Here is a 22,470-nt window from a genome sequence, read left to right on the forward strand (position 1 = left end):
GGGAGCCGTGTCATCTGTTCGCAACGCGGACTCGGCACAGTGGGTCCTGCGGACTGTCGCGAGTGAAGGAGGTGTGATGGCCGGCCCGATGACCGAGCGGCGCCCCGTCGCGCCCCGGGAGACGTCCGTGCTGTCGTCCGCCGTGACGCGAGCGGTCACCGAGATCGCCGGCGCGTCCGGCGCCTGGTGCCCCGCGCTGTCCCCGGAGGGCGACCGGGTCGCCTACGTCACCGACCGGTCGGGCATCCCCCGCCTCGAGGTGGCGCGGGTGGACGGGGGGACGCCACTCCTGCTGTCCGGTGCGGGTGAGGAGGTCGTCTCCGTCGCGTGGTCGCCGGACGGCGGATGGCTGGCCTATCTGGTCAGCCCCGGTGGCTCCATCTGCGCCGAACTGCACGTGGTGCGGCCTGACGGCAGCGACCACCGCGTGATGGCGGGGGAGGACCCCCGCGCCACCGTCTTCGCCGGCGGCTGGACCGGCCCCGCGCACTACGTCTGCTCGATCGCCCCCGGCGACGGGCCGGATGCCGACATCGTGCTCGTCGACGTCGCGACCGGGAAGCAGCGCACGCTGGCCACCGGGGGCTTCCTGTCGGTCACGTCCGTGTCGGTCGACGAGCGCCTCGTGCTGGCCCGTCGCGGCCCCCGCGGGTACCGGCACATCGTCGTGATCGACGTCGCCACCGGGGTGCAGCGCCGGGCGCTCGGCCTGGACGCCCCCGGTGGGATCGCCTCCGAGGACGGCCGGTTCGGGCCGGACGGCCGGTCGCTGTACCTGCGCGCCTCGCTGCCTGGTCCCCCGTTCACCGACCGGGCCGGACTCGTCGCCGTCCCGCTGTCGGAGGACGGCGTCCCGGGAGAGGGCCGGGTCGTACTGTCCCGCCCGGACGCCGACCTGGACGCCTACGCCCTGCGGACCGACGGCACCGTGCTCGGGGTGTGGACCGCCGACGGGGTGACCGAACTGCTGGTCCACGCCGTCTCCGACGGCTCGGTGCTGCGGCAGATCGCGCTGCCCGACCCGGTGATGCCGGGCTGGTCGCTGTCGGCCGACGGCGACACCATGGTCGCGGAGCTCACCGGCCCGCGAACGCCCCGCTCGCTCTGGATCGTTCCGATCGTCGGACCGGCGGCTCCCGCGCTGCTGCCCTCGGCCCCCCGCCCCCCGGATCCGGCGCTGCTGGTGACGCCGGTCCGCTACGACTACGTCGCGCCCGACGGGCTGCCGCTGTCGGGCTGGCTGTACACGCCCCGCGACGTGCGGGGACCCAACCGCACGGTGGTCAGCTTCCACGGCGGCCCGGAGGGGCAGGAGCGGCCCAGCTACTCCCCGGTGGCGCAGAGCCTCGTCGCCGCCGGCTTCACCGTCTTCGCCCCGAACGTGCGCGGCTCCGGCGGGTTCGGCCGCGCGTTCACGACCGCGGACGACGGTCCCGCGCGGGCGGCCTCCTTCGCCGACGTCCGGACGACGGTCGAGCAACTCGTCGCCGCCGGCATCGCCGCACCCGGGCGGATCGGGGCGCACGGGTGGTCCTACGGCGGCTACCTGACTCTCGTCGCGCTGACCCGGTGGCCGGACCTGTTCGCGGCAGGCGTCACGCTGGCAGGCATGAGCGACCTGCGGACCTTCTTCGCCGGCACCGAACCGTGGATGGCCGCGGCGTCGGTCACCGAGTACGGCGACCCGGTCACCGACCGGGACCTGCTCGCGGCCCTCTCGCCGATGACCGACCTCGGGCGGCTCACCTCGCCGGTCCTGCTGGCCCACGGGGACCGGGACACCAACGTGCCGGTCGCCGAGTCGGTGCAGGCCCACCAGGAGCTGCAGGCGCTCGGCGCACCCAGCGATCTGCTGCTGCTGCCCGGCGAGGGCCACACCATCGTGGGCCGGGACCACCTCGTCGAACTGAGCGAGCGCGTCGCCGCCTGGTTCGATCGCTGGCTGTGAGCCGGGATCCCTTCGCCGGCTACCCCGCATCCCCCGCCGACGAGGCGGTCTCCCCGGACGGACTGCTGCGCGACACCTACGCCCTTCTCGAGCCCGCGCTGCAGCGGCTGGGGATCGAGGGCCTGACCACCGCGGCCGACGTCATGGCCGCCGAACGCCAGACGCGCGAGGTGAACGTCGGGTCGTGGTCCGACGGCCGGCAGACCGTCCGCCCCTTCCCCCTGGACCCGGTGCCGCGCGTCGTCGCCGCCGCCGACTGGGTGCAGGTGGCGGCCGGCGTCGAGCAGCGGCACCGGGCGCTCAACGCCTTCCTCGCCGACGCCTACCGCGCGGCCGGACGGCGCCGTGGCGACGCCGACCGGGCGCCCGAGATCGTGCGGGCCGGTGTACTGCCGGAATGGGCGGTCGCGCACAGCCCCGGTCGGCATCCCGAGGCGGTCGGGCAGGCGTGGCCCGGCCAGCCACGGGCCACGGTGGCCGCCGTCGACGTGCTGCGCACCCCGAGCGGGACCTGGACGGCGGCCGCCGACCACCTGCGGGTTCCTGCGGGGCTCGGCTATGCCCTCGCCGCTCGGGAGAGCGCCCGCGCCGCGCTGCCGGAGCTGTTCGACCTGGCCCCCGCCGACCCGCGGGACGCCGTGCCGGTGCTGCGGGCGGGCCTCGGCGTCGCGGCCCCGCCGTCGTGTCCGGGGAGCCCGCGGATCGCCGTCCTCACCGCGGGGGAGAGCGACAACTACTGGTTCGAGCACCGGCTCCTCGCCGACGCGCTGGGAGCGCCGCTGGCCCGGGCCTCGGACGTCTGGCCGCGCTTGGACGGCGGGGTGGAGGTCTCGGTGGGCGGCGTCCGGCACCCGGTCGACGTCCTCTACCGGCGCTTCGACGACGGCGTGCTGAGCGCCTTCCGGACGCCGATCGGCCAGTCGCTGGACCTGCTGCTCACCGAGGCCGTGCGCTCGGGCCGGCTCGGGCTGGCGAACGTGCCGGGCAACGAGCTCGCCGACGACACCGCCACCTTCGCGTGGGTGCCGGCGATGATCCGGTTCTACCTGGGGGAGGAGTCGCTGATCGGGTCGGTGCCGACCTGGGTGCTGGCCGACGAGGCGCAGTGGGCGCAGGTGCGCGACCGGCTGCACGAGCTCGTGGTGAAGCCGGTGGCCGGGTACGGCGGGCGCGGAACGGTGTTCGGCCCGTCCTGCTCGGCCGCGGAGCTGGCGTCGCTGCAGGCCGAGGTCGCGGCGGCGCCCTACCGGTTCGTCGCGCAGGAGCCGGTGGAGTCCTCCACGGTGCCCACCCTCGTCGACGGGACCCTGCAGCCCCGCCGGGTGGATCTGCGGATGTTCTCGGTCGCGGGCCCCGGCGGATCGGCGGAGGCGCTGCGTGCGCCGTTGACCCGGGTGTCGCTCGGCGGCGGCGCGGGCCGGGGGAGCAAGGACACCTGGCTGCTCGGCTGAGGGGCGGGCGGCTCTTGCGCTCGTTCAGTCGCTCTCGCGGTCGTGCATCACCGCAAGTGCGAGGGAAACGGCGCAAGAGGAGATCGTCAGCTCAGCCGGTGCCGGACCGCTCGTCGGCCGGGGAGCTGACGATGACCACCGTCGTCCCCTCGGGGCTGGGGGTGGCGGTGATCTCGCCGACGGCGCTCATCAGCGTTCCGCCGCGGCCGCGGTCCATCGAGGAGACCCGCTCCCGCCACTGGCCGTAGTCGCGCACCGTGATCCGGATCCTGTCCCCGACGACGGCCGCGGTGACGTCGAAGTACGGCTGTGTCGGCTCCTGCGCGTGCTCGATCGCGTTGGTCGCCGCCTCACAGGCCGCCAGCAGCAGGTCGTAGGCCTGGTCCGGCTCCACGCCGGAGGCGTCCAGCCAGGCCCGTACGCGGCGCCGCAGCACCGGGATGGCAGCGGCCTCCGACGGCAGCCGCCAGCTCCCGGACGCCGTGGACGGGCCCTCCTGCGCACGGCGCGGGCTGGGCGGACCGCGCCGCGCCGCCGGCTGCGGCACGGGGACGGCGGTGGCGGTGACGACGGGCATGGGGGCGGTCGGCGGAGCCGGGTCGGCGGCGACGGTGGCTGCCGTGCGACGTCCGGCGGCCCGCTCCAGCACCACCCGGACGCGGGCGATGAGCTCCTCGGCCCGGAACGGCTTGGCCAGGTAGTCGTCGGCACCGGCCTCGAGGCCCTCGACGGAGGCCTCCTGGCCGGCCCGGGCGGTCAGCATGATCAGCGGGATGGCCCGGGTGGCCGGGTCGGCGCGCAGCCGGCGGAGCAGCTCGAAGCCGTCGACCCGCGGCATCATCACGTCGGTCAGCACGATGTCCGGCGCCTGCTCGGCGACCGCCGCGAGCGCCTCCTCGCCGTTGGCCGTCGTCCGGACCGTCCAGTGCGGGCCGAGCAACCGGGCCAGGTACGCCCGCATGTCGGCGTTGTCGTCGACGACGAGGACGCTGCCGTTCGGCGACGTGCCCGTGGCCGGCTCGCCGGGGCGAGAGGTGTCCTGCTCCCAGCTGGCCGCCTCGCCACGGGCGGCGTCGGAGGGGGTCGGCGCCCGGCGCGGGGTCTCCTCGACCGCGTCGGGTGCGCCGAACGGCAGCGCGACCGTGAAAGTGCTGCCGGTGCCCGGCTCGCTCTCGACCGACACCGTGCCGTCGTGCAGCGCGGCGAGCTCGTGCACCAGCGCCAGACCGAGGCCGGTGCCCTCGCGCGTACGGGCGGTGGCCCCGGCGACGCGGTGGAAGCGCTGGAACAGCTGCGGGAGCTCCTCGGCGACGATGCCGACACCGGTGTCGGTGACCGTCAGCAGGATCCGGTCGTCATCGGCCGCCAGCGCGACGTGGATGCCGCCGACGAACGTGTACTTGACCGCGTTGGCGAGGAGGTTGACGACGACCTTCTCCCACATGCGCGGGTCGACGTAGACGGGCCGGTCCACCGGCGGGCAGTCGACGGTGAGCCGCAGCCCGGCCCGCTCGGCCGCGGCGCGGAAGATGCCGGCCAGCTCGGCGGTGAACGTGGCGATGTCGGTCTCCACCCGCACCGGGCTGGCGCGGCCGGCCTCGATGCTGGCGAAGTCGAGCAGATCGTTGACCAGCCGCTGCAGGCGCTGGCCGTTGCGCATGGCGAGGGAGAGCTGCTCCTGGACGCCGGCCGGCAGGGGTGCCGCGGGATCGTCGAGGACGTCGCCGATCGGGCCGAGCAGCAGCGTCAGGGGCGTGCGCAGCTCGTGGCTGACGTCGGAGAAGAACGTGGTCTTGGCGCGGTCCAGCTCGGCCAGGGCCTCGGCGCGGGAGCGCTGGTCCTCGAAGGCGCGGATGTTGACGACCGCGCTCGCGAACTGCCCGGCCACCAGCTCGTGGAAGGTGCGGTAGTCGTCGTCCAGGGCGAGGTTGGGGCTCTTGGCCGCGAGCAGCAGGCCGATCGGCGCGCCGTCCCGGCTGGGCGTGAGGGGGAGCACGACCGTCTCGGTGACCCCGTCGCCGAAGGCTCCGCCGGTCGCGCCCAGCAGCTCTGCCACCCCGAGCAGCTCGGCGCCGTCGCCGTCGGTCTCGGCCGGCAGCAGGTCGGCGTCGCAGCCGACCGATGCCACGCGCCGGAACCGCTGCTCACCCGGCGCGGAGAGGTAGACGGCCGCGAACGGCATGTCCAGCGCGTCGCCCGCCAGGGCCGCGCACATCGCCGCCACCGTCTCCTGCTCGGCGCCGAGCCGGGCACCGACGGTGGACAGGTCGTGCAGCAGCCGCTGGCGTCGCTCGGCGAGGATCTCCCCGGTCATCTCGGTGCAGACGGCGTGCATCCCGGCGACCCGGCCGTTGTCGTCGAAGGCGGGCGCGTGGGAGACGGTGAAGTAGGTCTCCTCCCGGTAGCCGGCGCGCTCGAGCAGGAGCAGCAGCCCCGGGAGCCACGAGGCCTCGAGAGTCGTCATCGCGTGCTCGATCGGCGGACCGAGGGCGTCCCAGCCCTCGGCCAGCGTCAGCCGGATGTCCTCGCCGATGGCGGGGTGCTTCGCGCCGATCAGCGGGGCGTAGGCGTCGTTGTAGAACTGCCGGTACTCCGGGCCCCAGGTCAGCACCATGGGGAAGCGGGACACCAGCACGGTGCGGACGGCGAAGCGCAGGCTCGCCGGCCAGGTCTCGATCGGACCGATGGGTGTGCTCGCCCAGTCGTAGGCGGACATCAGCCGACCGGCCTCACCCCCGGCGGCGAACAGGTCGCCGGGTCCCGACGGGGAATCGGGAACCACGCTCACCTCCAGCCGATCAGGACGGACCACCGCGAGTCCGGACGCTGCGTCCGGCCGGCAGCCGTCCCCGGCTTCGGCACCCGCGCTCCGAAAGTACCGCGACCCCGGACTGCTCGCGGGGGCGGTGCAACGACTAGAGGCGCTCGACCACGTAGTCGATGCAGGCGGTCAGGGCGGTGACGTCGTCGGGGTCGACGGCGGGGAACATGCCCACCCGCAGCTGGTTGCGCCCGAGCTTGCGGTAGGGCTCGGTGTCGACGACGCCGTTCGCGCGCAGCGTCTTGGCGATCGCCGCGGCGTCCACCGAGTCGGCGAAGTCGATCGTGCCGACGACGAGGGACCGGTGGGCCGGGTCGGTCACGAACGGGGTCGCGTACTCCGACTTCTCCGCCCAGCCGTAGAGCCGGCTCGAGGAGTCCGTCGTGCGTGCCACCGCGCCGGAGAGGCCGCCGAGGGACTGCAGCCAGCGGATCTGGTCGGCCAGCAGGAACAGCGTGGCGACCGCCGGGGTGTTGTAGGTCTGGTCCTTGCTCGAGTTGTCGACGGCGATCGACAGGTCCAGGAACCCGGGGATCCAGCGGCCCGACGCCTTGATCTCGGCCACCCGCGCCAGGGCGGCCGGGGACATCAGCGCCACCCAGAGGCCACCGTCGGCGGCGAACGACTTCTGCGGCGCGAAGTAGTAGACGTCGCTCTGGGCGACGTCGACGGGCAGGCCGCCCGCGCCGCTCGTCGCATCGATGAGGACCAGGGCGTCCTCGTCGGCCCCCTCGGGCCGGATGACCGGTGCCATGGCGCCGGTGGAGGTCTCGTTGTGGGCCCAGCCGTAGGCGTCGATCCCCGCCTGGCCGGAGGGCAGGGCCACCGAGCCGGGGTCGGCCTTGGCGATCACCGGGTCGTCGAGGAACGGCGCCTCGGCGACGCCCGAGGCGAACTTGGCGGAGAACTCGCCGTAGGTGCCGTGGGCGCTGCGCTTGCGGATGAGCCCGATCAGGGCGGCGTCCCAGAAGGCCGTCGTCCCGCCGTTGCCGAGGACGACCTCGTACCCGTCGGGCAGGTCGAACAGGTCGCCGAGGCCCGTCCGGATCTGGCCGACCAGGCCCTTGACCGGCGACTGCCGGTGCGAGGTGCCCATGATCGCGGCGCCGTCGGTGGCGAGCGCCTGGAGCGCCTCGGGGCGCACCTTCGACGGCCCGCAGCCGAAACGGCCGTCGGCGGGGAGGAGTTCGGCGGGGATGGTGATGCTCATCCGGGAAGGTGCCTCTCGACGCAGCGGAGGGTGCCGGTACAGGTCACCGGCGAGGCCCCGTCCGGAGGCTCGCCCCGAGCTTGCGAGGGGTGAGAGGGACGGGGTCCTTTTTCAGGCGGGCGCAGCCTCGGTGATGGACTTGACCGTGATCGTGTCGAAGCCCTCCACCTCTTCGGGCTTGCGCGGGTCGGGACCGATGTACCGGGCCGACGGGCGAACGAGGCGGCCGGTCTTCTTCTGCTCGAGGATGTGCGCACACCAGCCGGCGGTGCGGGCACACGTGAACATCGAGGTGAACATGTGGCTGGGCACCTCGGCGAAGTCGAGGACGATGGCCGCCCAGAACTCCACGTTCGTCTCGATCGGCCGGTCGGGACGCCGCTCGCGCAGCTCCTTCAGCGCGGCCTGCTCCAGCGCCAGCGCCGCCTCGAACCGCGGTGCGCCGAGCTCCTCGGCGGCGCGCCGCAGCACGCGGGCGCGCGGGTCCTCGGCGCGGTAGACGCGGTGACCGAAGCCCATGAGGCGGTCGCCGCGGTCGAGCAGGTCCTTCACGTACTGCTCGGCGTTGCCGCTCTCCTCGACGCCGTCGAGCATGTGCAGCACGCGCGAGGGCGCGCCGCCGTGCAGCGGGCCCGACATCGCGCCGATGGCGCCGGACAGCGAGGCCGCCACGTCGGCGCCGGTGGAGGCGATGACGCGGGCGGTGAAGGTGGAGGCGTTCATGCCGTGCTCGGCGGCCGACGTCCAGTAGGCGTCGACGGCGGCGACGTGGCGGGGGTCGGGCTCGCCGCGCCAGCGGACCATGAACCGCTCGACGATCGTGGCGGCCTCGTCAATGCGCTTCTGCGGCACCGCGGGGATACCGATGCCGCGGGCGGACTGCGCCACGTAGGACAGCGCCATGACGGCGGCCCGGGCGAGCTCCTCGCGGGCCTCCTCCGGGTCGATGTCCAGCAGCGGTCGGTAGCCCCAGATCGGCGTGAGCATGGCCAGCGCGGCCTGCACGTCGACCCGGACGTCGCCGGTGTGCACCGGGATCGGGAACGGCTCGGCCGGGGGCAGGCCGGGGCCGAACTTCCCGTCGACCAGCAGCGCCCACACGTTGCCGAAGGTCACCTTGCCGACCAGGTCCTCGATGTCGACGCCGCGGTACCGCAGGGCGCCGCCGTCCTTGTCGGGTTCGGCGATCTCGGTCTCGAAGGCGATGACGCCCTCGAGGCCGGGTACGAAGTCGTCGGCCATCTCGCATGCTCCTCTGCGCGCGGGACCCGTGTATTCCACCCGGAAAGGCGGACACGATTGCGTGGCCGACCCTAGGCGGTGGGAACACGCCCGTCACACGCGGGCCGGTTGCGGTGGCCCCTTCCCGAGCCCCACAGGACCCGGCGGTGCGAGCGGAGCACACCGGGCGGTGTCAGCATGGCGGCGTGCCAGACCTCTCGCGGATGCGCAACGACTACACGGCCGGCCGCCTCCGCGAGGAGGACCTCGCGCCCACCTGGGTGGAGCAGTTCGATCGGTGGTTCGGAGACGTGGTGGCTGCGGAGGTGCCGGAGCCGAACGCCGTCGTGGTGGCCACGGCCGACGCCGACGGCGCCCCGGACGCCCGCGTCGTCCTGATGAAGGGCTACGACGAGGCCGGGTTCATCTTCGGCACCAGCTACGCGTCGGCGAAGGGCGCGCAGTTGGCGGTCAACCCGCGGGCCGCGCTCGTCTTCCCCTGGCACGCGATCCAGCGCCAGGTGCGGGTGACGGGGCGGGTGGAGCGGATCGGCGAGACCGCCTCCGACGGGCTGTGGGACCCGCGTCCCCGGGGCGCACAGCTGGCCGCCGTCGCGTCGGTGCAGTCGACGGTCGTGGACTCCCGGGAGGAGATGGCCGACCGGGTCCGGCTGCTCGACGAGGAGACGCCCGACGGAAAGGTCCCCCGGCCGGCCGTCTGGGGTGGCTACCGCGTCGTGCCGGAGACGATCGAGTTCTGGCAGGGCGGCCAGGACCGGCTGCACGACCGGCTGAAGTTCTTCTGGGACGGCGACGAGGGGGGCGGCTGGATCGTGCGCCGGCTGGCTCCGTGAAGAAGGACCCCCCTGCCCCCCAGACCTCGCAAGCTCGGCCCGGGTCCCTGCAGCGGGGCCACGACGGGCGGCGCGGCTGGGCGATCGACACCTCTCCGCTGCGCATCCCGGCCTTCCGGCGGCTGTTCTGGGGCGTCGCCGCCACGATGCTCGGCCAGCAGATGACGCTGGTCGCCGTCCCGTTCCAGGTCTATGCGCTGACGGGCTCCTCCCTGCTGGTCGGGGTCACCTCGATCGTCGCGCTCGTCCCGCTCGTCGTCTTCGGGCTGCTCGGTGGCGCCATCGCCGACGCGATGGACCGCCGGAAGCTGATGCTCATCACCTCGACCGGAGCCGCGGTGACCAGTGCTCTGCTGGGCGTGCAGGCGCTGCTCCCCGGCGGCGGGAACCTCGCGCTCCTGTGGGTGCTGACCGCCTGCGTCTCGGGCTTCGCGGCCGTGAACCAGCCCACCCGTGCCGCCGTCATCCCGGCGGTGGTGGGGCCCTCCGGGGTGGCGGCGGCGAACGCCCTCTCGATGACGGTGCGGCAGGCCGGGGTCATCGTCGGGCCGCTGCTCGCCGGCGTGCTCATCGGCCTGGGCGACCTGTTCCTCGCCTACGCCGTCGACGCCGTGGGGTTCATCGTGGCGGCCCTGCTGCTGCGCGGGCTGCCGCCGCTGCCGCCCGGCCGGATCGTCGGCCGGCTGCGGATCGGCGCCGCCGTCCGCGGTGTGGGCGAGGGCTTCGCGTTCCTGCGGACCCAGCCGGTGCTGCTCATGACCTTCGTCGTCGACATCATCGCGATGACGTTCGCCTGGCCGCAGGCGGTCTTCCCCGAGCTGTCGGTGACGCGCTTCGCCGAGTCGCCCAACAGCCTCGGCTGGCTCTTCGCCGGCGTCTCCATCGGGGCGCTGGTGATGGGGTTGTCGTCGGGCTGGGTGACCCGGGTCGACCGGCAGGGCGCGTTCGTCCTCGGCGCGATCGTGGTGTGGGGGATCGCGATCATCGGGTTCGGGCTGGCGCCGACCCTCTGGCTGGCCGTGCTGTGCCTGGCGGTGGCGGGCGCGGGCGACATGGTCAGCGCGGTGCTCCGGACGTCGATGCTCCAGCTGGCGGCGCCCGAGGACATGCGCGGCCGGATGCAGGGCGTCTTCATCGTGGTCGTCGCCGGTGGGCCGCGGCTGGGGGACCTGCGGGCCGGGGCGCTCGCCTCCGCCGCGGGGGTCAGCGTCGCGATGGTGTCCGGGGGCGTGGTGATCGTCGTGGCGATGGTCGTCGTCGCGCTGATCGTGCCCTCGTTCTGGTTCTTCCGCGCCTCGCGTTCGGCGCAGGAGACGGGAGAGGCCCGACCGGGCTCGCCCGCCCCCGAGAGTGGCGAGGACCGGCCGGGCCCTTCCGCGGTCTGAACGAATACACGACTTCAGGACGCTTGGGTACCGGTACGGGCCCTTGTCTCTCCGCCGTCCAGGCACCGACTTCGGGGAAGTAGGCCTCGCGGAGGCGTCCGGAGGGCCAACTTCCCCGAAGTCGGCGATCCGCCGTCGGTCGGCCGAGCGGTTTCAGGCCAGCGCGCGTGCCACCACGGCGAGGTCGGCGACCAGGGCGTCGTAGGCCGCGGGCCGGCTCTCGTCCGGGGTCCGCAGGATCGCTGAGGGGTGGGTCGTGGCGAGCATCCAGGTCTGGTGCGGGGCGTCCTCGTCCTCATCGGCGGGCTCGACCGCCTCCACCCCTGGCGGGGTCCAGGGCAGCAGCTGTCCACGGTCCTTCGTGATCCGGAAGGACGGCGAGATGAGTGCCTTGGCCGCCGTCGCGCCGAGGCAGACGACGATCTCGGGCTTGAGCACCGTGAACTCGGCCTCCAGCCACGGCCGGCACGCCCTCAGGTGCTCGGGGCCGGGTGTCTGGTGGATCCGGCGCTTTCCCTTCGGCTCGAACCGGAAGTGCTTCACCGCGTTCGTGACATAGGCGTCCCGGCGGTCGATGCCGGCGTCGGTCAGCGCCCGGTCGAGGACCTTTCCGGCGGGGCCGACGAAGGGCTCCCCGATGCGGTCCTCCTGATCGCCGGGCTGCTCACCGACGAGGACGATCCGCGCGGTCGGTGGACCCTCCCCGAACACCGTCTGCGTGGCCGGCTTCCACAACTCGCAGGCCCGGCAGCCCGCGGCGGCCGTCCGCAGCCCGTCGAGACCCACCCCGTCGGGCGGCTGGGCAGGGACGTTCTCGCTCATGCGCCGATGACACCGCACGGAGCCCCCCGGCGCGAGGGGGCCGACCGATACGGTTTCGGTCAGCAACCGCGACGACGGGAGAACCGGTGCTCGAGTTCGACGGGCTCCACAAGAGCTTCGGCCCCAACCACGTGCTCGACGGCGTCGGCTTCAGCGTTGCCCCCGGGTCGATGTTCGGCTTCGTCGGCTCCAACGGAGCCGGCAAGACGACGACGATGCGCATCGCCATGGGTCTGGTCCGTGCCGACGCGGGCGGGGTGCGCTGGCGGGGCCGACCACTGGACTCCGAGGCGCGGCGTCGCATCGGGTACATGCCGGAGGAGCGCGGGCTCTATCCGAAGATGAAGGTGGGCGAGCAGGTCACCTACTTCGCCCGCCTGCACGGGCTCGGTGCGGCCGATGCCGCACGGGCGTCCGAGGAGTGGGTGGAGCGGTTGGGCCTGGGCGAACGCCGCGGCGACCAGGTCGAGAAGCTGTCCCTGGGCAACCAGCAGCGCGTCCAGCTCGCCGCCGCGCTGGTCAGCCGGCCCGAGGTGCTGATCCTCGACGAGCCGTTCTCCGGCCTGGACCCGATCGGTGTCGACTCCCTCGCCGAGGCACTGCTCGGGCAGGCCCGTGACGGTGTGCCGGTCGTCTTCTCCAGCCACCAGCTGGAACTCGTCGAGCGGCTGTGCGACTCCGTCGGCATCCTCGCCCGCGGCCACATGGTCGCCGCCGGAACCGTCGAGGAGTTGCGCCGCCGGGAGACCGGCCGGCTGCTGCGCGTCGTCGTCCCGGACGCCCCTCCGCACTGGGCGAGCGCGCTGACCGGTGTCCGTGTCGTGTCCGAGCAGGCCGGCGACACCCTGCTGGAACTGGACGCAGGCACCGACGACCAGGCGGTGCTGGCCGCGGCACTGCGGACCGGCCGGGTCACCCACTTCGCCTGGCAGCAGCCCACTCTCGTCGAGCTCTTCCGCGAGGCCGTCGCGGCACCCGCCACGACCGTCGAGGTGGCGGCATGAGCGAGCCAGGTCCCCTCGGCAGCGCCGCGATGGTGCGTCTCGTGGCGACCCGCGAGATCTCCGCCCGGGTCCGCGACAAGAACTTCATCATCAGCTCGGTCGTGATCCTCGTGCTGCTGATCGGCACCCTCGGGCTCCAGGTGGCCCTCAGTTCCGGCGGCGAGGAGACGCGGGTCGGTGTCGTCGGCGACGTCGCCACCCTCCGCCCGGCGCTGGAGGCGCAGGGCCAGGCCCTCGACGTCGACGTCGAGGTCCGCGAGCTGGACGACGTCGCCGCAGCCCGCGCCGCCATCGAGGACGACGAGGTCGACGGCGTGCTCGTCGCCGAGAGCGGTCAGGAGCTCGAACTGCTGGTCGAGCAGTCGGCGGGCGGGTCGCTGCAGGCCGTCGTCCAGGGAGCGGTGGCCCAGCTCTCCCTGTCCGAGCAGCTGCAGGCGGCGGGACTGGCGAGCCTTTCCGTCCCCGAGGTCACGGTCACGGCGCTCGACCCGGATGCCGACCAGGACGGTCAGCGGGTGGTCGTCGCGATCATCGGCATCGGCGTCCTCTACGGGCTGCTGATCCTCTTCGGGCAGTTCGTCGCGCAGGGCGTGGTGGAGGAGAAGTCGAGCCGCGTCGTGGAGCTGCTGCTGGCCACCATGAAGCCCTGGCAGCTGCTCGCCGGGAAGATCGTCGGCCTGGGCCTGCTGGGGCTGGCCCAGATCGTCGTCATCGCGGCCGTCGGCGTCGCGGGCGCGCTGGCCTTCGACCTCGTGGACATCCCCGGTGAGCTGATCGGGACCGCCGTCTCGGTGGTGGCCTGGTTCGTGCTCGGCTATGCCTTCTACGCGGCGATCTTCGCGGTCGCGGCGTCGCTGGTCAGCCGCCAGGAGGATCTCGGCACGGTCGTCATGCCGACGACGCTGGTGCTCGTGGTGGCGTTCGTCATCGGCATCCAGGCGGCGAGCGACCCCGGTGGGACGCTCGCGACGATCACCTCCTACGTGCCCGGCCTCTCGCCGCTGGTGATGCCGGTCCGCCAGGCCGCGGGGGAGGTCGCGCTGTGGGAGATCGCGCTGGCCGTCGTCCTCATGCTGATCGCGATCGCGCTCATCGTCCGGCTCGGCGGGCGGGTGTACGCCGGAGCGCTGCTGCGGACGAGCGGCAAGACCAAGATCCGCGAGGCGCTCCGGGCCGAGCGCGCCTGACCCGGTTGGGCACAACCGGGCCGGGGTAGCCGGGCCCCATGGGCATGCAGCTGGGCTACACGATGATGACCGAGCAGGCCGGGCCGAAGGACCTGGTCAGCCACGTGGTGGGCGCCGAGGCCGCGGGATTCGACTTCGCCGTCAGCAGTGACCACTACTTCCCGTGGCTGGACGAGATGGGCCACTCGCCGAACGCCTGGACGACGCTCGGTGCCGCCGCGCAGGCGACCGGCCGCATCCCGCTCATGACCTACGTGACGTGCCCGAGCTTCCGCTACCACCCGGCGGTCGTCGCCCAGCAGGCCGCGACGCTGCAGATCCTCGCCGACGGCCGATTCACCCTCGGCCTCGGCGCGGGGGAGAACCTCAACGAGCACATCGTCGGCGGCGGGTGGCCGGGTGCCGACGTGCGTCAGGAGATGCTCGTCGAGGCGATCCACATCATCCGCGAGCTCTTCGACGGCGACGGCTACACCAACTTTCGCGGTGACCACTTCGACGTCGAGTCGGCCAAGCTCTGGGACCTCCCCGAGAAGCGGGTGCCGATCGGCGTCGCCGTCTCGGGCAAGCAGTCCTGCACGATCGCCGGGGAGCTCGCCGACGTGATGATCGCGGTCGAGCCGGAGGCGGAGCTGGGCGAGATGTTCGACGCGGCCGGCGGCGCGGGCAAGCCGCGGATCGGGCAGATGCCGATCAGTTTCGGCAGCGACAAGGCAGCCGCCGTCACCCGGGCGCACTCGCTGTTCCGCTGGTTCGGACTCGGCTGGAAGGTCAACGCCGAGCTGCCCGGCCCGCCGGCCTTCGACGCGGCCAGCCAGTTCGTCCGCGAGGAGGACGTCGACGACGCCATCCCGTGCGGCGACGACGTCGACGCCGTCCTCGAGGCGGCGAAGGAGTACGCCGATGCCGGCTTCACCCACCTCGCGCTGGTGCAGATCGGCGGCGACCAGCAGGTGCCCTTCATCGAGTGGAGCGAGAAGGCCCTCATGCCTGCCTGGCGCGACGCCTTCGGCAGCTGACCTGCACACCTTGGAGTGAGGTCACCCGGACGGGAGACGCGCAGGAGCCGTCGGGCCGGAATCATCTCCCACCATGACCGAGGACCTGGATGCGCGCCTCCGGCGGCTTCAGGCCTCCCGAGAGACCGACATCGACCCCGACGCACTGATCGACCTGGGCTGCGACCTGGCCGACGCCGGGCGGCAGACCGACGCCGAGGAGTGCTTCCGTCGCGCCGCCGACATGGGCGACACCATTGCCTCCTTCAACCTGGGCAACGCCCTGGCCGCGCAGCAGCGGTGGGAGGAGGCGGTCGCCGCGTACGAGGTCGCCCTGGCCGGCGGGGAGCCCGACGCGTGGCGCAACCTCGGCAAGGTGCTCGAGGACCTCGGCGACCTCGCGGGTGCGATGCGGGCCTATCGCGGCGCCGCGGACGCCGGTGATCTCGAGGGCGGACTGCAGCTGGCCTTCCTCCTGCGCGAGCAGGGCGAGCGGCACGCGGCCATGGACGTCGCCATGGAGATTGCGGCGATGGGCGACCAGGAGGCTGCTGCCGTCGTCGCCTGCTGGCGCTGGTGCGCCACGCTCGACCCGGCGCTGGAGCCCGACCTGCGGGCGGGTGCCGACTTCTTCCCGGCGGCACGCGCCGACCTGGCCCACCTCCTGCGGGCCAGCGGCCGTACCGCCGAGGCCCGCTTCGTCCTGGAGAAGGGCGCCAAGCGCGGCGAGGCCGTGGCCTGGCTGCCGCTGGGCAACTTCTACGCCGACGAGATGGAGGACGACGAGGCGGCGGAGGAGGCCTACCGCGGCGGCATCGCCGCAGGGGAGGCCTACTGCCACCACAACCTCGCCGTCCTGCTGGCCGAGCGCGGGGACTTCGACGGCGCCGTCGAGCAGTTCCGCCTCGGTGCTGCTGCCGGTGACCAGCTCGCCGCCGACGCCCTCCGGGAGCTCGAGCACGGGTAAGGACCACCCTTCCCCCCACGCCTCGCACGCTCGGCGCGGGCCCCTGAAGGGTGGCCGTAACACCGGGGTCGGATACTGCCCGCGTGTCCGAAGCCACAGTCGACGTCGCCGACCTCCGCTCCTCCGGGACCGCGCCCCGGACCGACGAACCGGAGAGTGATGCGCCGCTGCGCGAGGACATCCGCGTGCTGGGCCGGGTCCTCGGTGAGGTGATCGGGGAGCAGGCCGGTCAGGACGTGCTCGACCTGGTCGAGTCCACCCGTGTCGAGGCGTTCAAGATCCGCCGCTCGGAGGTCGACCGCGAGGAGCTGGCCGGCCGGCTCGGCGGTCTCGACATCCGGTCGGCCAACCACGTCATCCGCGCGTTCAGCCACTTCTCGCTGCTGGCCAACCTGGCCGAGGACGTCCACCACGAGCGTCGCCGGCGGTTCCACCGTCGCGAGGGCTCACCGCCCCAGGCGGGCAGCCTCGCCGCGGCGTTCCAGACGCTCGACGCAGCGGATCTCGATGCCGACGTCGTCGCCCGCGAGCTGACCGGCGCGCTGGTCTGCCCGGTCGTGACCGCCCACCCGACCGAGGTGCGCCGCAAGACGATCTCCCAGGTGCAGCGCCAGATCACCGACCTCTTCCGCCAGCGCGACCGGACGGCGGCGGGCGAGGGGGACGACACCCAGTGGTCGGCGCAGCTGTGGCGGTCGGTGCTCACGCTGTGGCAGACCGCCCTGCTGCGGTTGTCGCGCCTGCGGCTGCAGGACGAGATCGACGAGGCGCTGCGCTACTACGAGCTGTCGCTCTTCGACGTCATCCCGGCGATCAACGCCGAGCTGCGGACGGCGCTGAACGAGCGGTGGCCCGACGCCGGTCTGCTGTCCCGGCCGATGCTGCTGCCCGGGTCCTGGATCGGCGGCGACCGCGACGGCAACCCGTTCGTGACCGCCGACGCCCTGCGTCGGGCCACGAACCGGCAGGCCGAGACGGCGCTGGCCCACCACCTCGACGAACTGCAGCGGCTGGGCGCCGAGCTGTCGATGTCCGATCGGCTGGTCACGCCGACGCCGCAGCTGTACCACCTGGCCGAGGCCAGCCGGGACGACTCCCCGTTCCGCGCCGACGAGCCCTACCGGCGGGCCCTGCACGGCATCTACGGCCGGCTGGCCGCGACCGCGCGGGCCGTGCTCGGCCGGATTCCGGGGATCGAGCCGGACGCGCAGCTGCCGCCCTACGAGTCCCCCGACGAGCTGCGCGCCGACCTCGACGTCGTCGACGCCTCGCTGCGCAGCCACGGCGCCGGTGCCCTGGCCGACGACCGGCTGCTCCGGCTCCGCGAGGGCGTCGAGGTCTTCGGGTTCCACCTGTGCGGCCTGGACATGCGGCAGAACTCCGCCGTCCACGAGGAGGTGGTCGGGGAGCTGCTCGCCTGGGCCGGTGTCTGCGACGACTACGCCGGCCTCGACGAGAAGGCCCGGGTCGAACTCCTCGCCACCGAGCTGACCCTGCGCCGCCCGCTGGTGCGGCCGGACGCGGAGTTGTCCGACACCGCACGGGGCGAGCTCGACGTCCTGCTCGCCGCCGCCGACCAGGTCGCTCAGCTCGGCCCCCGGACCATCCCGAACTACGTGATCAGCATGTGCGAGTCGGTCAGCGACGTGCTCGAGGTGGCGGTCCTGCTCAAAGAGGTCGGCCTGCTCGACCCGGGCGCCGAGGGCGGCCCGACCTGCTCGGTCGGCATCTCCCCGCTCTTCGAGACCATCGACGACCTCCGGGCGGCCGCGACCACGCTGACCGCCGTCCTCGACCAGCCCCTGTACCGCTCGCTGCTGGCCTTCCGCGGTGACGTGCAGGAGGTGATGCTCGGCTACTCCGACAGCAACAAGGACGGCGGCTACCTCGCGGCCAACTGGGCGCTGTACCGGGCCGAGCTGGAGCTGGTGGAGGTCGCCCGCCGCGAGGGCATCCGGCTGCGGCTCTTCCACGGGCGGGGCGGCACCGTGGGCCGCGGCGGCGGTCCCAGCTACGAGGCGATCCGGGCGCAACCGCCGGGCGCGGTCGCCGGGGCACTGCGGATCACCGAGCAGGGCGAGGTGATCGCGGCCAAGTACGCCGACCCGGACCTGGCCCGCCGCAACCTGGAGGCACTGGTCGCCGCGACCCTGGAGGCCAGCCTGCTCGACATCGAGGGGCTGGGGGACGACGCGGAGCCCGCGTACGCGCTGCTCGACGACCTCGCCGAGCGGGCCCAGCAGGCCTACCGGGCGCTGGTGCACGAGACGCCGGGCTTCGTGGAGTGGTTCCGCGCCGCCACCCCGATCGCCGAGCTGGGGGAGCTGAACATCGGCAGCCGCCCGCCCTCGCGCAAAGCGGGCAACTCGATCGCCGACCTGCGCGCCATCCCCTGGGTGTTCAGCTGGTCGCAGGCCCGGATCATGCTGCCCGGCTGGTACGGGACGGGCTCGGCGCTGGAGCAGTGGGTGGGCGGCGACGACGATCGACTCGAGCGGTTGCGGGAGCTGCACCGCAGGTGGCCGTTCTTCCGCACGGTGCTGTCGAACATGGGCATGGTGCTCGCCAAGACCGACCTCGGCCTGGCCGCCCGGTACGCGGAGCTCGTGCCCGACGAGGAGCTGCGCGCCCGGGTCTTCGACAAGATCACCGCCGAGCACGAGCGGACATGTCGGATCCTGCTGGCGATCACCGGCGACGACCAGTTGCTGGCCGACAACCCGTCGCTGGCCCGCTCGATCCGCAACCGCTTCCCCTACCTGGAGCCGCTGCACCACCTGCAGGTGGAGATGCTGCGCCGGCGCAGGGGCGGGGACGACGACGAGCTCACCCGCCGCAACATCCAGCTGACGATCAACGGGATCGCAACCGCCCTGCGCAACAGTGGCTGATCCGGAGCTCCGGGTGGTCGCGACCACCCGCGAGCTGCGGGCCGCGGCGGAACGGCTCAGCCTGCCCGCTGTCGCGCTGGCCCCGGCGCTGGTCGAGCCCTCGCTGCGACTCCTGGCCGACGGGGCGGGGGCGGCCGTGCTGCTGCGCCGTCAGTGGGCCGGCGACGGCACGGCGGAGGCGGTCGTCCTGCACCGCGCCGGCGTCCCGCTGGAGCACCCGGCGGTCGTGGCGACGGCACTTGCCTGGGGATGCGACCAGATCTGCCACGCTTCCACCGGCCGCGCGGTCGACGTCCCCGCGCACCGGTACGACGTTCCGCTGGTCGAGCGATTCCGGCAGCTCGCGGCCCGGGCCGCCACGCGGGTGGAGATCGCGGTGGCGCTGGCCCAGGACAGCGGCCGGGAACGGGACAAGGACGACGGCAGCCCGAGGATCGACGCGGACGAGGCTGCGCACCGGGCCGCTGTGGAGGTCCTCGCGTCGCTCGGCGTCCCGGTGCTCAGCGAGGAGCGCGCGGACGGCGCCGTCGCGGACGGGCAGCCGTGGGTGGTGGTCGACCCGCTCGACGGCACGGGCAACTTCGCCGCGGGTCTGCCGCCGTGGGCGTTCTCCGTGGCGCTGGTCTCCGCCGGCCGTCCCGTCGCGGGGCTGGTCGCCGACCTCTCCTCGGGCCGCCGGTGGGAGGGCGCAGACGGTGCGGGCGCCCGGCGCGACGGCGTCCCGGTGCAACCGCGGCCGGGGAGCACGGTCGTCGTCCCCAGTGCGCCGGCGGGGGACAGCGTCGTCGTCCCGACCACGGCCCGCCGCGTGCGGATCACCGGGTGCACGGCGATCGACCTGTGCCTGGTCGCCGACGGCTCCGCGGCGGCCTGGCACGACGTCGACCGCAGCGGCAGCCATGTGCACGACGCCGCCGGGGGGCTGGCGATCCTGCTGGCCGCCGGGGGAGTCGCGCTGACCCCCGACGGCGAGCCGCTGCTGCTGAGCCCCGACACCGGGGCGCGCATCCACTTCGTCGCAGCCCCGAACGACGCGGCCGCCCGCGACCTGCTGGCGGCCGTGCGCTGACGTCTAGCGGGCGGTAGCGGCGCGGATGGCCGCCAGCAGCGCCTCCCGCTCGTGCAGGGTGGTCCGCGCCCGCCCACGGGTGGCACCGAGCGCCATCTCGGCGGCGTCGATCGCCCGCCAGTCGTCGATCAGCACCGGCGCGACGCCCCGCGACACGAGCTCGTCCACCAGGTCACCCACCGGGCCGCCCGTGGTGAGCACCCCGTCGGCGACGTCGGCCAGCAGCGCGGCCACGGTCTCGCGGGCGTCGTGCTTGTTGGTGCCGACGACTCCGCTGGGCCCCCGCTTGATCCACCCGGCCACGTACTCACCGGCCGACGGCTTCCCGTCGCGGAGGACCCGCCCCGCGTCGTGCGGCACGGTGCCGGTGCGCTCGTCGACCGGCAGTCCCGGCAGCGGCGTCCCGAAGTACCCCACCGACCGGACGACGAGGTCGGCCCGCAGCACCTCGGTCTCGCCGGTGCCGACGGCCCGTCCGTCGCCGTCCACCGCGGTGCGCTCGACCTCGACTCCGGTGACCCGGTCCTCGCCGAGCACGCGCGCGGGGCGGGCGAAGAAGCGCAGCCGCACGCGCGTGCGGTCCGGCTCGGGCACGTGGTCGGCCCAGCCGCGGAGCACGGCCAGGTTCCGCGTCACGTTGCGGTCGGCGGCGGCGCGCTCCTCGGCGCCCGGGTCGAGCTCGAGGTCGGGCCCGTCGACCAGCACCGTCGCGCCCTCGAGCTCGGCGAGCTCGCGCAGCTCCTGCGTGGTGAAGGAGGCCTGCGCCGGGCCGCGCCGGCCGAGGACGGTCACCTCCTCCACCGGTGTGGCGGCGAGCGTGTCCAGGACGTGCTGCGGCATGTCGGTGGACTCGAGCTCGGCCGCCGTCCGCGCGAGCACCCGGCCGACGTCCAGGGCGACGTTGCCGACCCCCACCACCACGACCGACCGCACGCCCTCGAGCGCCGCCTCGACGCGGGCGCGGTCGGCGTCGGGGTGCCCGGTGTACCAGGCGACGAGTTCGGTGGCCGCGAGGCTGCCGGGCAGGTCCTCGCCCTCGATCCCGAGGTGCCGGTCGAGAGCGGCGCCGTAGGTGTAGATGACGGCGTCGACGTGCCGGCGCAAGTCGTCGAGGGAGATGTCGGTGCCGATCTCGACGTTGCCGACGAACCGGACGAGCGGGTCGTCGAGCGTGCGGTGCAGGGTGTCGCGGATGGCCCGCATCTTCGGGTGGTCGGGGGCGATGCCGTGCCGGACCAGCCCGAACGGCGTGGGCAGCCGGTCGATCAGGTCGACGGCCACCGGGACGGCGTCCTGACGGGTGAGGGCGTCGGCGGCGTAGATGCCCGCCGGACCGGCGCCGACGACGGCGACCCGGAGGGGACGGTCTGCGGACGGGGGAGTGGCAGAACCGTCGGCGGACACGACTGGCATCCTGACCCGGCCGGGGCCCGGGCACCAGACCAACCGCCGGGTCCACCGAAGCCCGCGTTCCCAGGAGGACCCGTGTCCGTCGTCGTCGTCGCCACCCTCACCCCCAAGCCCGACCAGGTCGACGCCGTGCGGGAGGCGCTCCTGGCCGCGGTGCCGAAGGTGCACGCCGAGCCGGGCTGCGAGCTCTACGCGGTGCACGAGGGCAAGGGCGAGTTCGTGATGGTGGAGCGCTGGGAGAGCCTCGACGCCCTGAAGGAGCACGGCTCGGCCGAGGCCCTGACGACGCTCGGCGGTCAGCTCGCCGGCAAGCTCGACTCCGCGCCCGACGTGCGTCGGTTGACCGCCGTCCCCGCCGGTGACGAGGTCAAGGGCGCGGTCTAGACCGTCAGCGGCAGGACTGGTTGCGGTCCAGGTTGTTCTGCACGTACTGGGTCAGGGTGACCCGTCCGCCGGGAACGAGTGCCGGCTTGCTGCAGGACGCCTGGGCGTCGGCGAGCGACGTCGCGCCGGCCAGCCAGCTGTCGCGGCCGGTGAGGTTGCTGCCGGCGGGTACCGCTCCCACGATCTGGGCCCACTGCTGGCCGGTGGAGTAGACGCCGACCCGTCCGCCACGCGTGGTCAGGAACGTGGTCATGCCCTCGAGGGCCGCCCGGTTGCGGGCCAGCGCCTCGGGAGAGCCGGACTGCCAGGTGTTCATCGTCTCGACGTCCAGCCACCACAGGTAGCTGGCGGGGCGGCTGTCGACGCGGGCCGCGCGGGCGGCCGGCGTGAAGAAGGCGTCCACGCTGTTCTGGGCCCGCTCCCAGCCGTACTGCCACGAGCAGGCCGTCGTGTTCGCGCCGTTGCACAGGCCGTAAGGCGTCGCGCCCCGGCTCGGCCAGGTGGTGACCTGGGCGCGCAGCTCGCCGGGGTTGGCGGTGTTCAGGTAGAGCTGGGCACGCGGCTGCGCGGGCACGGACCCCGACGCCCCCCACGCCCAGCCGAGCTGGGCGGCGAGGCACGGGTTGGTCCGCGTCGACAGCCCGCCGTTGACCCCGACGACGGCGAAGGCGCGGTCCTGCGGAAGCGTCGTCCCGCACTGCGGATAGGACACGTCGTAGCCGACCGTCGTGGGCGCGGCGGACGCCGTCCCGGGCACAGCGAGGAGCGTCGCGACCGCTGCGAGGGCCACGACGACCACGGAGCGCAGTGCGTGCATCATCGTTGGCGAACGTACACGCGGCGTGCCG

Annotated in this window: 17 protein-coding genes; 11 read left to right on the forward strand and 6 right to left on the reverse strand. The window is 73.8% G+C overall.

Annotated features, from left to right (window positions below):
- Positions 1 to 76: 76 nt before the first annotated feature.
- Positions 77 to 1,948 (forward strand): prolyl oligopeptidase family serine peptidase, encoded by a 1,872-nt coding sequence (locus E4P38_RS04420; RefSeq protein WP_135130536.1) that lies wholly within the window; start codon positions 77 to 79, stop codon positions 1,946 to 1,948.
- Positions 1,945 to 3,399, forward strand: a complete 1,455-nt coding sequence (locus E4P38_RS04425; RefSeq protein ID WP_135130537.1) for a circularly permuted type 2 ATP-grasp protein — start codon at positions 1,945 to 1,947, stop codon at positions 3,397 to 3,399. Before E4P38_RS04420 ends, E4P38_RS04425 begins: the two co-directional genes overlap by 4 nt.
- A 91-nt stretch (positions 3,400 to 3,490) precedes the next feature.
- Here E4P38_RS04425 and E4P38_RS04430 read toward each other — a convergent pair whose 3' ends face one another.
- The 3 genes from E4P38_RS04430 to E4P38_RS04440 form a co-directional block, all read right to left on the reverse strand.
- Positions 3,491 to 6,181, reverse strand: a complete 2,691-nt coding sequence (locus E4P38_RS04430) for an ATP-binding protein (RefSeq protein WP_245160775.1) — start codon at positions 6,179 to 6,181, stop codon at positions 3,491 to 3,493.
- Between the two features lie 133 nt (positions 6,182 to 6,314).
- Positions 6,315 to 7,430, reverse strand: a complete 1,116-nt coding sequence (gene serC / locus E4P38_RS04435) for a phosphoserine transaminase (protein WP_135130538.1) — start codon at positions 7,428 to 7,430, stop codon at positions 6,315 to 6,317.
- 111 nt (positions 7,431 to 7,541) lie between these two features.
- Positions 7,542 to 8,672: a citrate synthase 2 gene (locus tag E4P38_RS04440; RefSeq protein WP_135130539.1), complete on the reverse strand. Its 1,131-nt coding sequence runs from the start codon at positions 8,670 to 8,672 to the stop codon at positions 7,542 to 7,544.
- Between the two features lie 185 nt (positions 8,673 to 8,857).
- Between E4P38_RS04440 and pdxH the strand changes: the two genes are divergently transcribed.
- Together pdxH and E4P38_RS04450 are read left to right on the forward strand one after the other, a co-directional pair.
- Positions 8,858 to 9,505 carry a pyridoxamine 5'-phosphate oxidase gene (gene pdxH / locus E4P38_RS04445; RefSeq protein WP_209308924.1) on the forward strand — a complete coding sequence of 216 codons (648 nt, stop codon included), beginning with the start codon at positions 8,858 to 8,860 and terminating at the stop codon, positions 9,503 to 9,505.
- Positions 9,502 to 10,890: an MFS transporter gene (locus E4P38_RS04450; RefSeq protein ID WP_135130540.1), complete on the forward strand. Its 1,389-nt coding sequence runs from the start codon at positions 9,502 to 9,504 to the stop codon at positions 10,888 to 10,890. Before pdxH ends, E4P38_RS04450 begins: the two co-directional genes overlap by 4 nt.
- Before the next feature lie 153 nt (positions 10,891 to 11,043).
- On the opposite strand, the gene E4P38_RS04455 is transcribed toward E4P38_RS04450, so the two are convergent.
- Positions 11,044 to 11,712: a UdgX family uracil-DNA binding protein gene (locus E4P38_RS04455; protein ID WP_135130541.1), complete on the reverse strand. Its 669-nt coding sequence runs from the start codon at positions 11,710 to 11,712 to the stop codon at positions 11,044 to 11,046.
- A gap of 86 nt (positions 11,713 to 11,798) precedes the next feature.
- On the opposite strand from E4P38_RS04455, the gene E4P38_RS04460 reads away from it, so the two are divergent.
- From E4P38_RS04460 to E4P38_RS04485, 6 genes are all read left to right on the forward strand, one after another.
- On the forward strand, positions 11,799 to 12,716 hold the full coding sequence (locus E4P38_RS04460) for an ATP-binding cassette domain-containing protein (protein WP_135130542.1): 918 nt from the start codon (positions 11,799 to 11,801) through the stop codon (positions 12,714 to 12,716).
- Positions 12,713 to 13,903: an ABC transporter permease gene (locus E4P38_RS04465; protein WP_135130543.1), complete on the forward strand. Its 1,191-nt coding sequence runs from the start codon at positions 12,713 to 12,715 to the stop codon at positions 13,901 to 13,903. Before E4P38_RS04460 ends, E4P38_RS04465 begins: the two co-directional genes overlap by 4 nt.
- A 38-nt stretch (positions 13,904 to 13,941) precedes the next feature.
- Positions 13,942 to 14,922, forward strand: a complete 981-nt coding sequence (locus tag E4P38_RS04470) for a TIGR03557 family F420-dependent LLM class oxidoreductase (RefSeq protein ID WP_135130544.1) — start codon at positions 13,942 to 13,944, stop codon at positions 14,920 to 14,922.
- 73 nt (positions 14,923 to 14,995) lie between these two features.
- A complete protein-coding gene (locus E4P38_RS04475; protein ID WP_135130545.1) occupies positions 14,996 to 15,868 on the forward strand; it encodes a tetratricopeptide repeat protein in 873 nt (290 codons plus the stop codon).
- Between the two features lie 83 nt (positions 15,869 to 15,951).
- Positions 15,952 to 18,759 (forward strand): phosphoenolpyruvate carboxylase, encoded by a 2,808-nt coding sequence (gene ppc, locus E4P38_RS04480; protein WP_135130546.1) that lies wholly within the window; start codon positions 15,952 to 15,954, stop codon positions 18,757 to 18,759.
- Positions 18,752 to 19,828 carry an inositol monophosphatase family protein gene (locus tag E4P38_RS04485; RefSeq protein WP_135130547.1) on the forward strand — a complete coding sequence of 359 codons (1,077 nt, stop codon included), beginning with the start codon at positions 18,752 to 18,754 and terminating at the stop codon, positions 19,826 to 19,828. The genes ppc and E4P38_RS04485 overlap by 8 nt, the downstream gene beginning before the upstream one ends.
- A 3-nt stretch (positions 19,829 to 19,831) precedes the next feature.
- Here the strand turns inward: E4P38_RS04485 and E4P38_RS04490 are convergent, their stop codons facing one another.
- On the reverse strand, positions 19,832 to 21,232 hold the full coding sequence (locus E4P38_RS04490) for an FAD-dependent oxidoreductase (RefSeq protein WP_245160776.1): 1,401 nt from the start codon (positions 21,230 to 21,232) through the stop codon (positions 19,832 to 19,834).
- Positions 21,233 to 21,313: 81 nt separating this feature from the next.
- On the opposite strand from E4P38_RS04490, the gene E4P38_RS04495 reads away from it, so the two are divergent.
- A complete protein-coding gene (locus tag E4P38_RS04495; protein ID WP_135130549.1) occupies positions 21,314 to 21,622 on the forward strand; it encodes a putative quinol monooxygenase in 309 nt (102 codons plus the stop codon).
- Positions 21,623 to 21,626: 4 nt separating this feature from the next.
- Here E4P38_RS04495 and E4P38_RS04500 read toward each other — a convergent pair whose 3' ends face one another.
- Positions 21,627 to 22,442 (reverse strand): hypothetical protein, encoded by an 816-nt coding sequence (locus E4P38_RS04500; protein WP_135130550.1) that lies wholly within the window; start codon positions 22,440 to 22,442, stop codon positions 21,627 to 21,629.
- Between the last annotated feature and the right edge of the window lie 28 nt (positions 22,443 to 22,470).

Source organism: Blastococcus sp. CT_GayMR16 (assembly GCF_004570875.1).
In the GTDB taxonomy this organism is placed as follows: Bacteria; Actinomycetota; Actinomycetes; order Mycobacteriales; family Geodermatophilaceae; genus Blastococcus_B.

Bases quoted from the DNA above. Each gene is read 5' to 3' on its own strand.
- E4P38_RS04420 (WP_135130536.1), top strand. From the start codon at position 77: ATGGCCGGCCCGATGACCGAGCGGCGCCCCGTCGCGCCCCGGGAGACG.
- serC (WP_135130538.1), bottom strand. From the start codon at position 7,430: ATGAGCATCACCATCCCCGCCGAACTCCTCCCCGCCGACGGCCGTTTC.
- E4P38_RS04440 (WP_135130539.1), bottom strand. From the start codon at position 8,672: ATGGCCGACGACTTCGTACCCGGCCTCGAGGGCGTCATCGCCTTCGAG.
- E4P38_RS04455 (WP_135130541.1), bottom strand. From the start codon at position 11,712: ATGAGCGAGAACGTCCCTGCCCAGCCGCCCGACGGGGTGGGTCTCGAC.
- E4P38_RS04465 (WP_135130543.1), top strand. From the start codon at position 12,713: ATGAGCGAGCCAGGTCCCCTCGGCAGCGCCGCGATGGTGCGTCTCGTG.
- E4P38_RS04470 (WP_135130544.1), top strand. From the start codon at position 13,942: ATGGGCATGCAGCTGGGCTACACGATGATGACCGAGCAGGCCGGGCCG.
- E4P38_RS04475 (WP_135130545.1), top strand. From the start codon at position 14,996: ATGACCGAGGACCTGGATGCGCGCCTCCGGCGGCTTCAGGCCTCCCGA.
- E4P38_RS04500 (WP_135130550.1), bottom strand. From the start codon at position 22,442: ATGATGCACGCACTGCGCTCCGTGGTCGTCGTGGCCCTCGCAGCGGTC.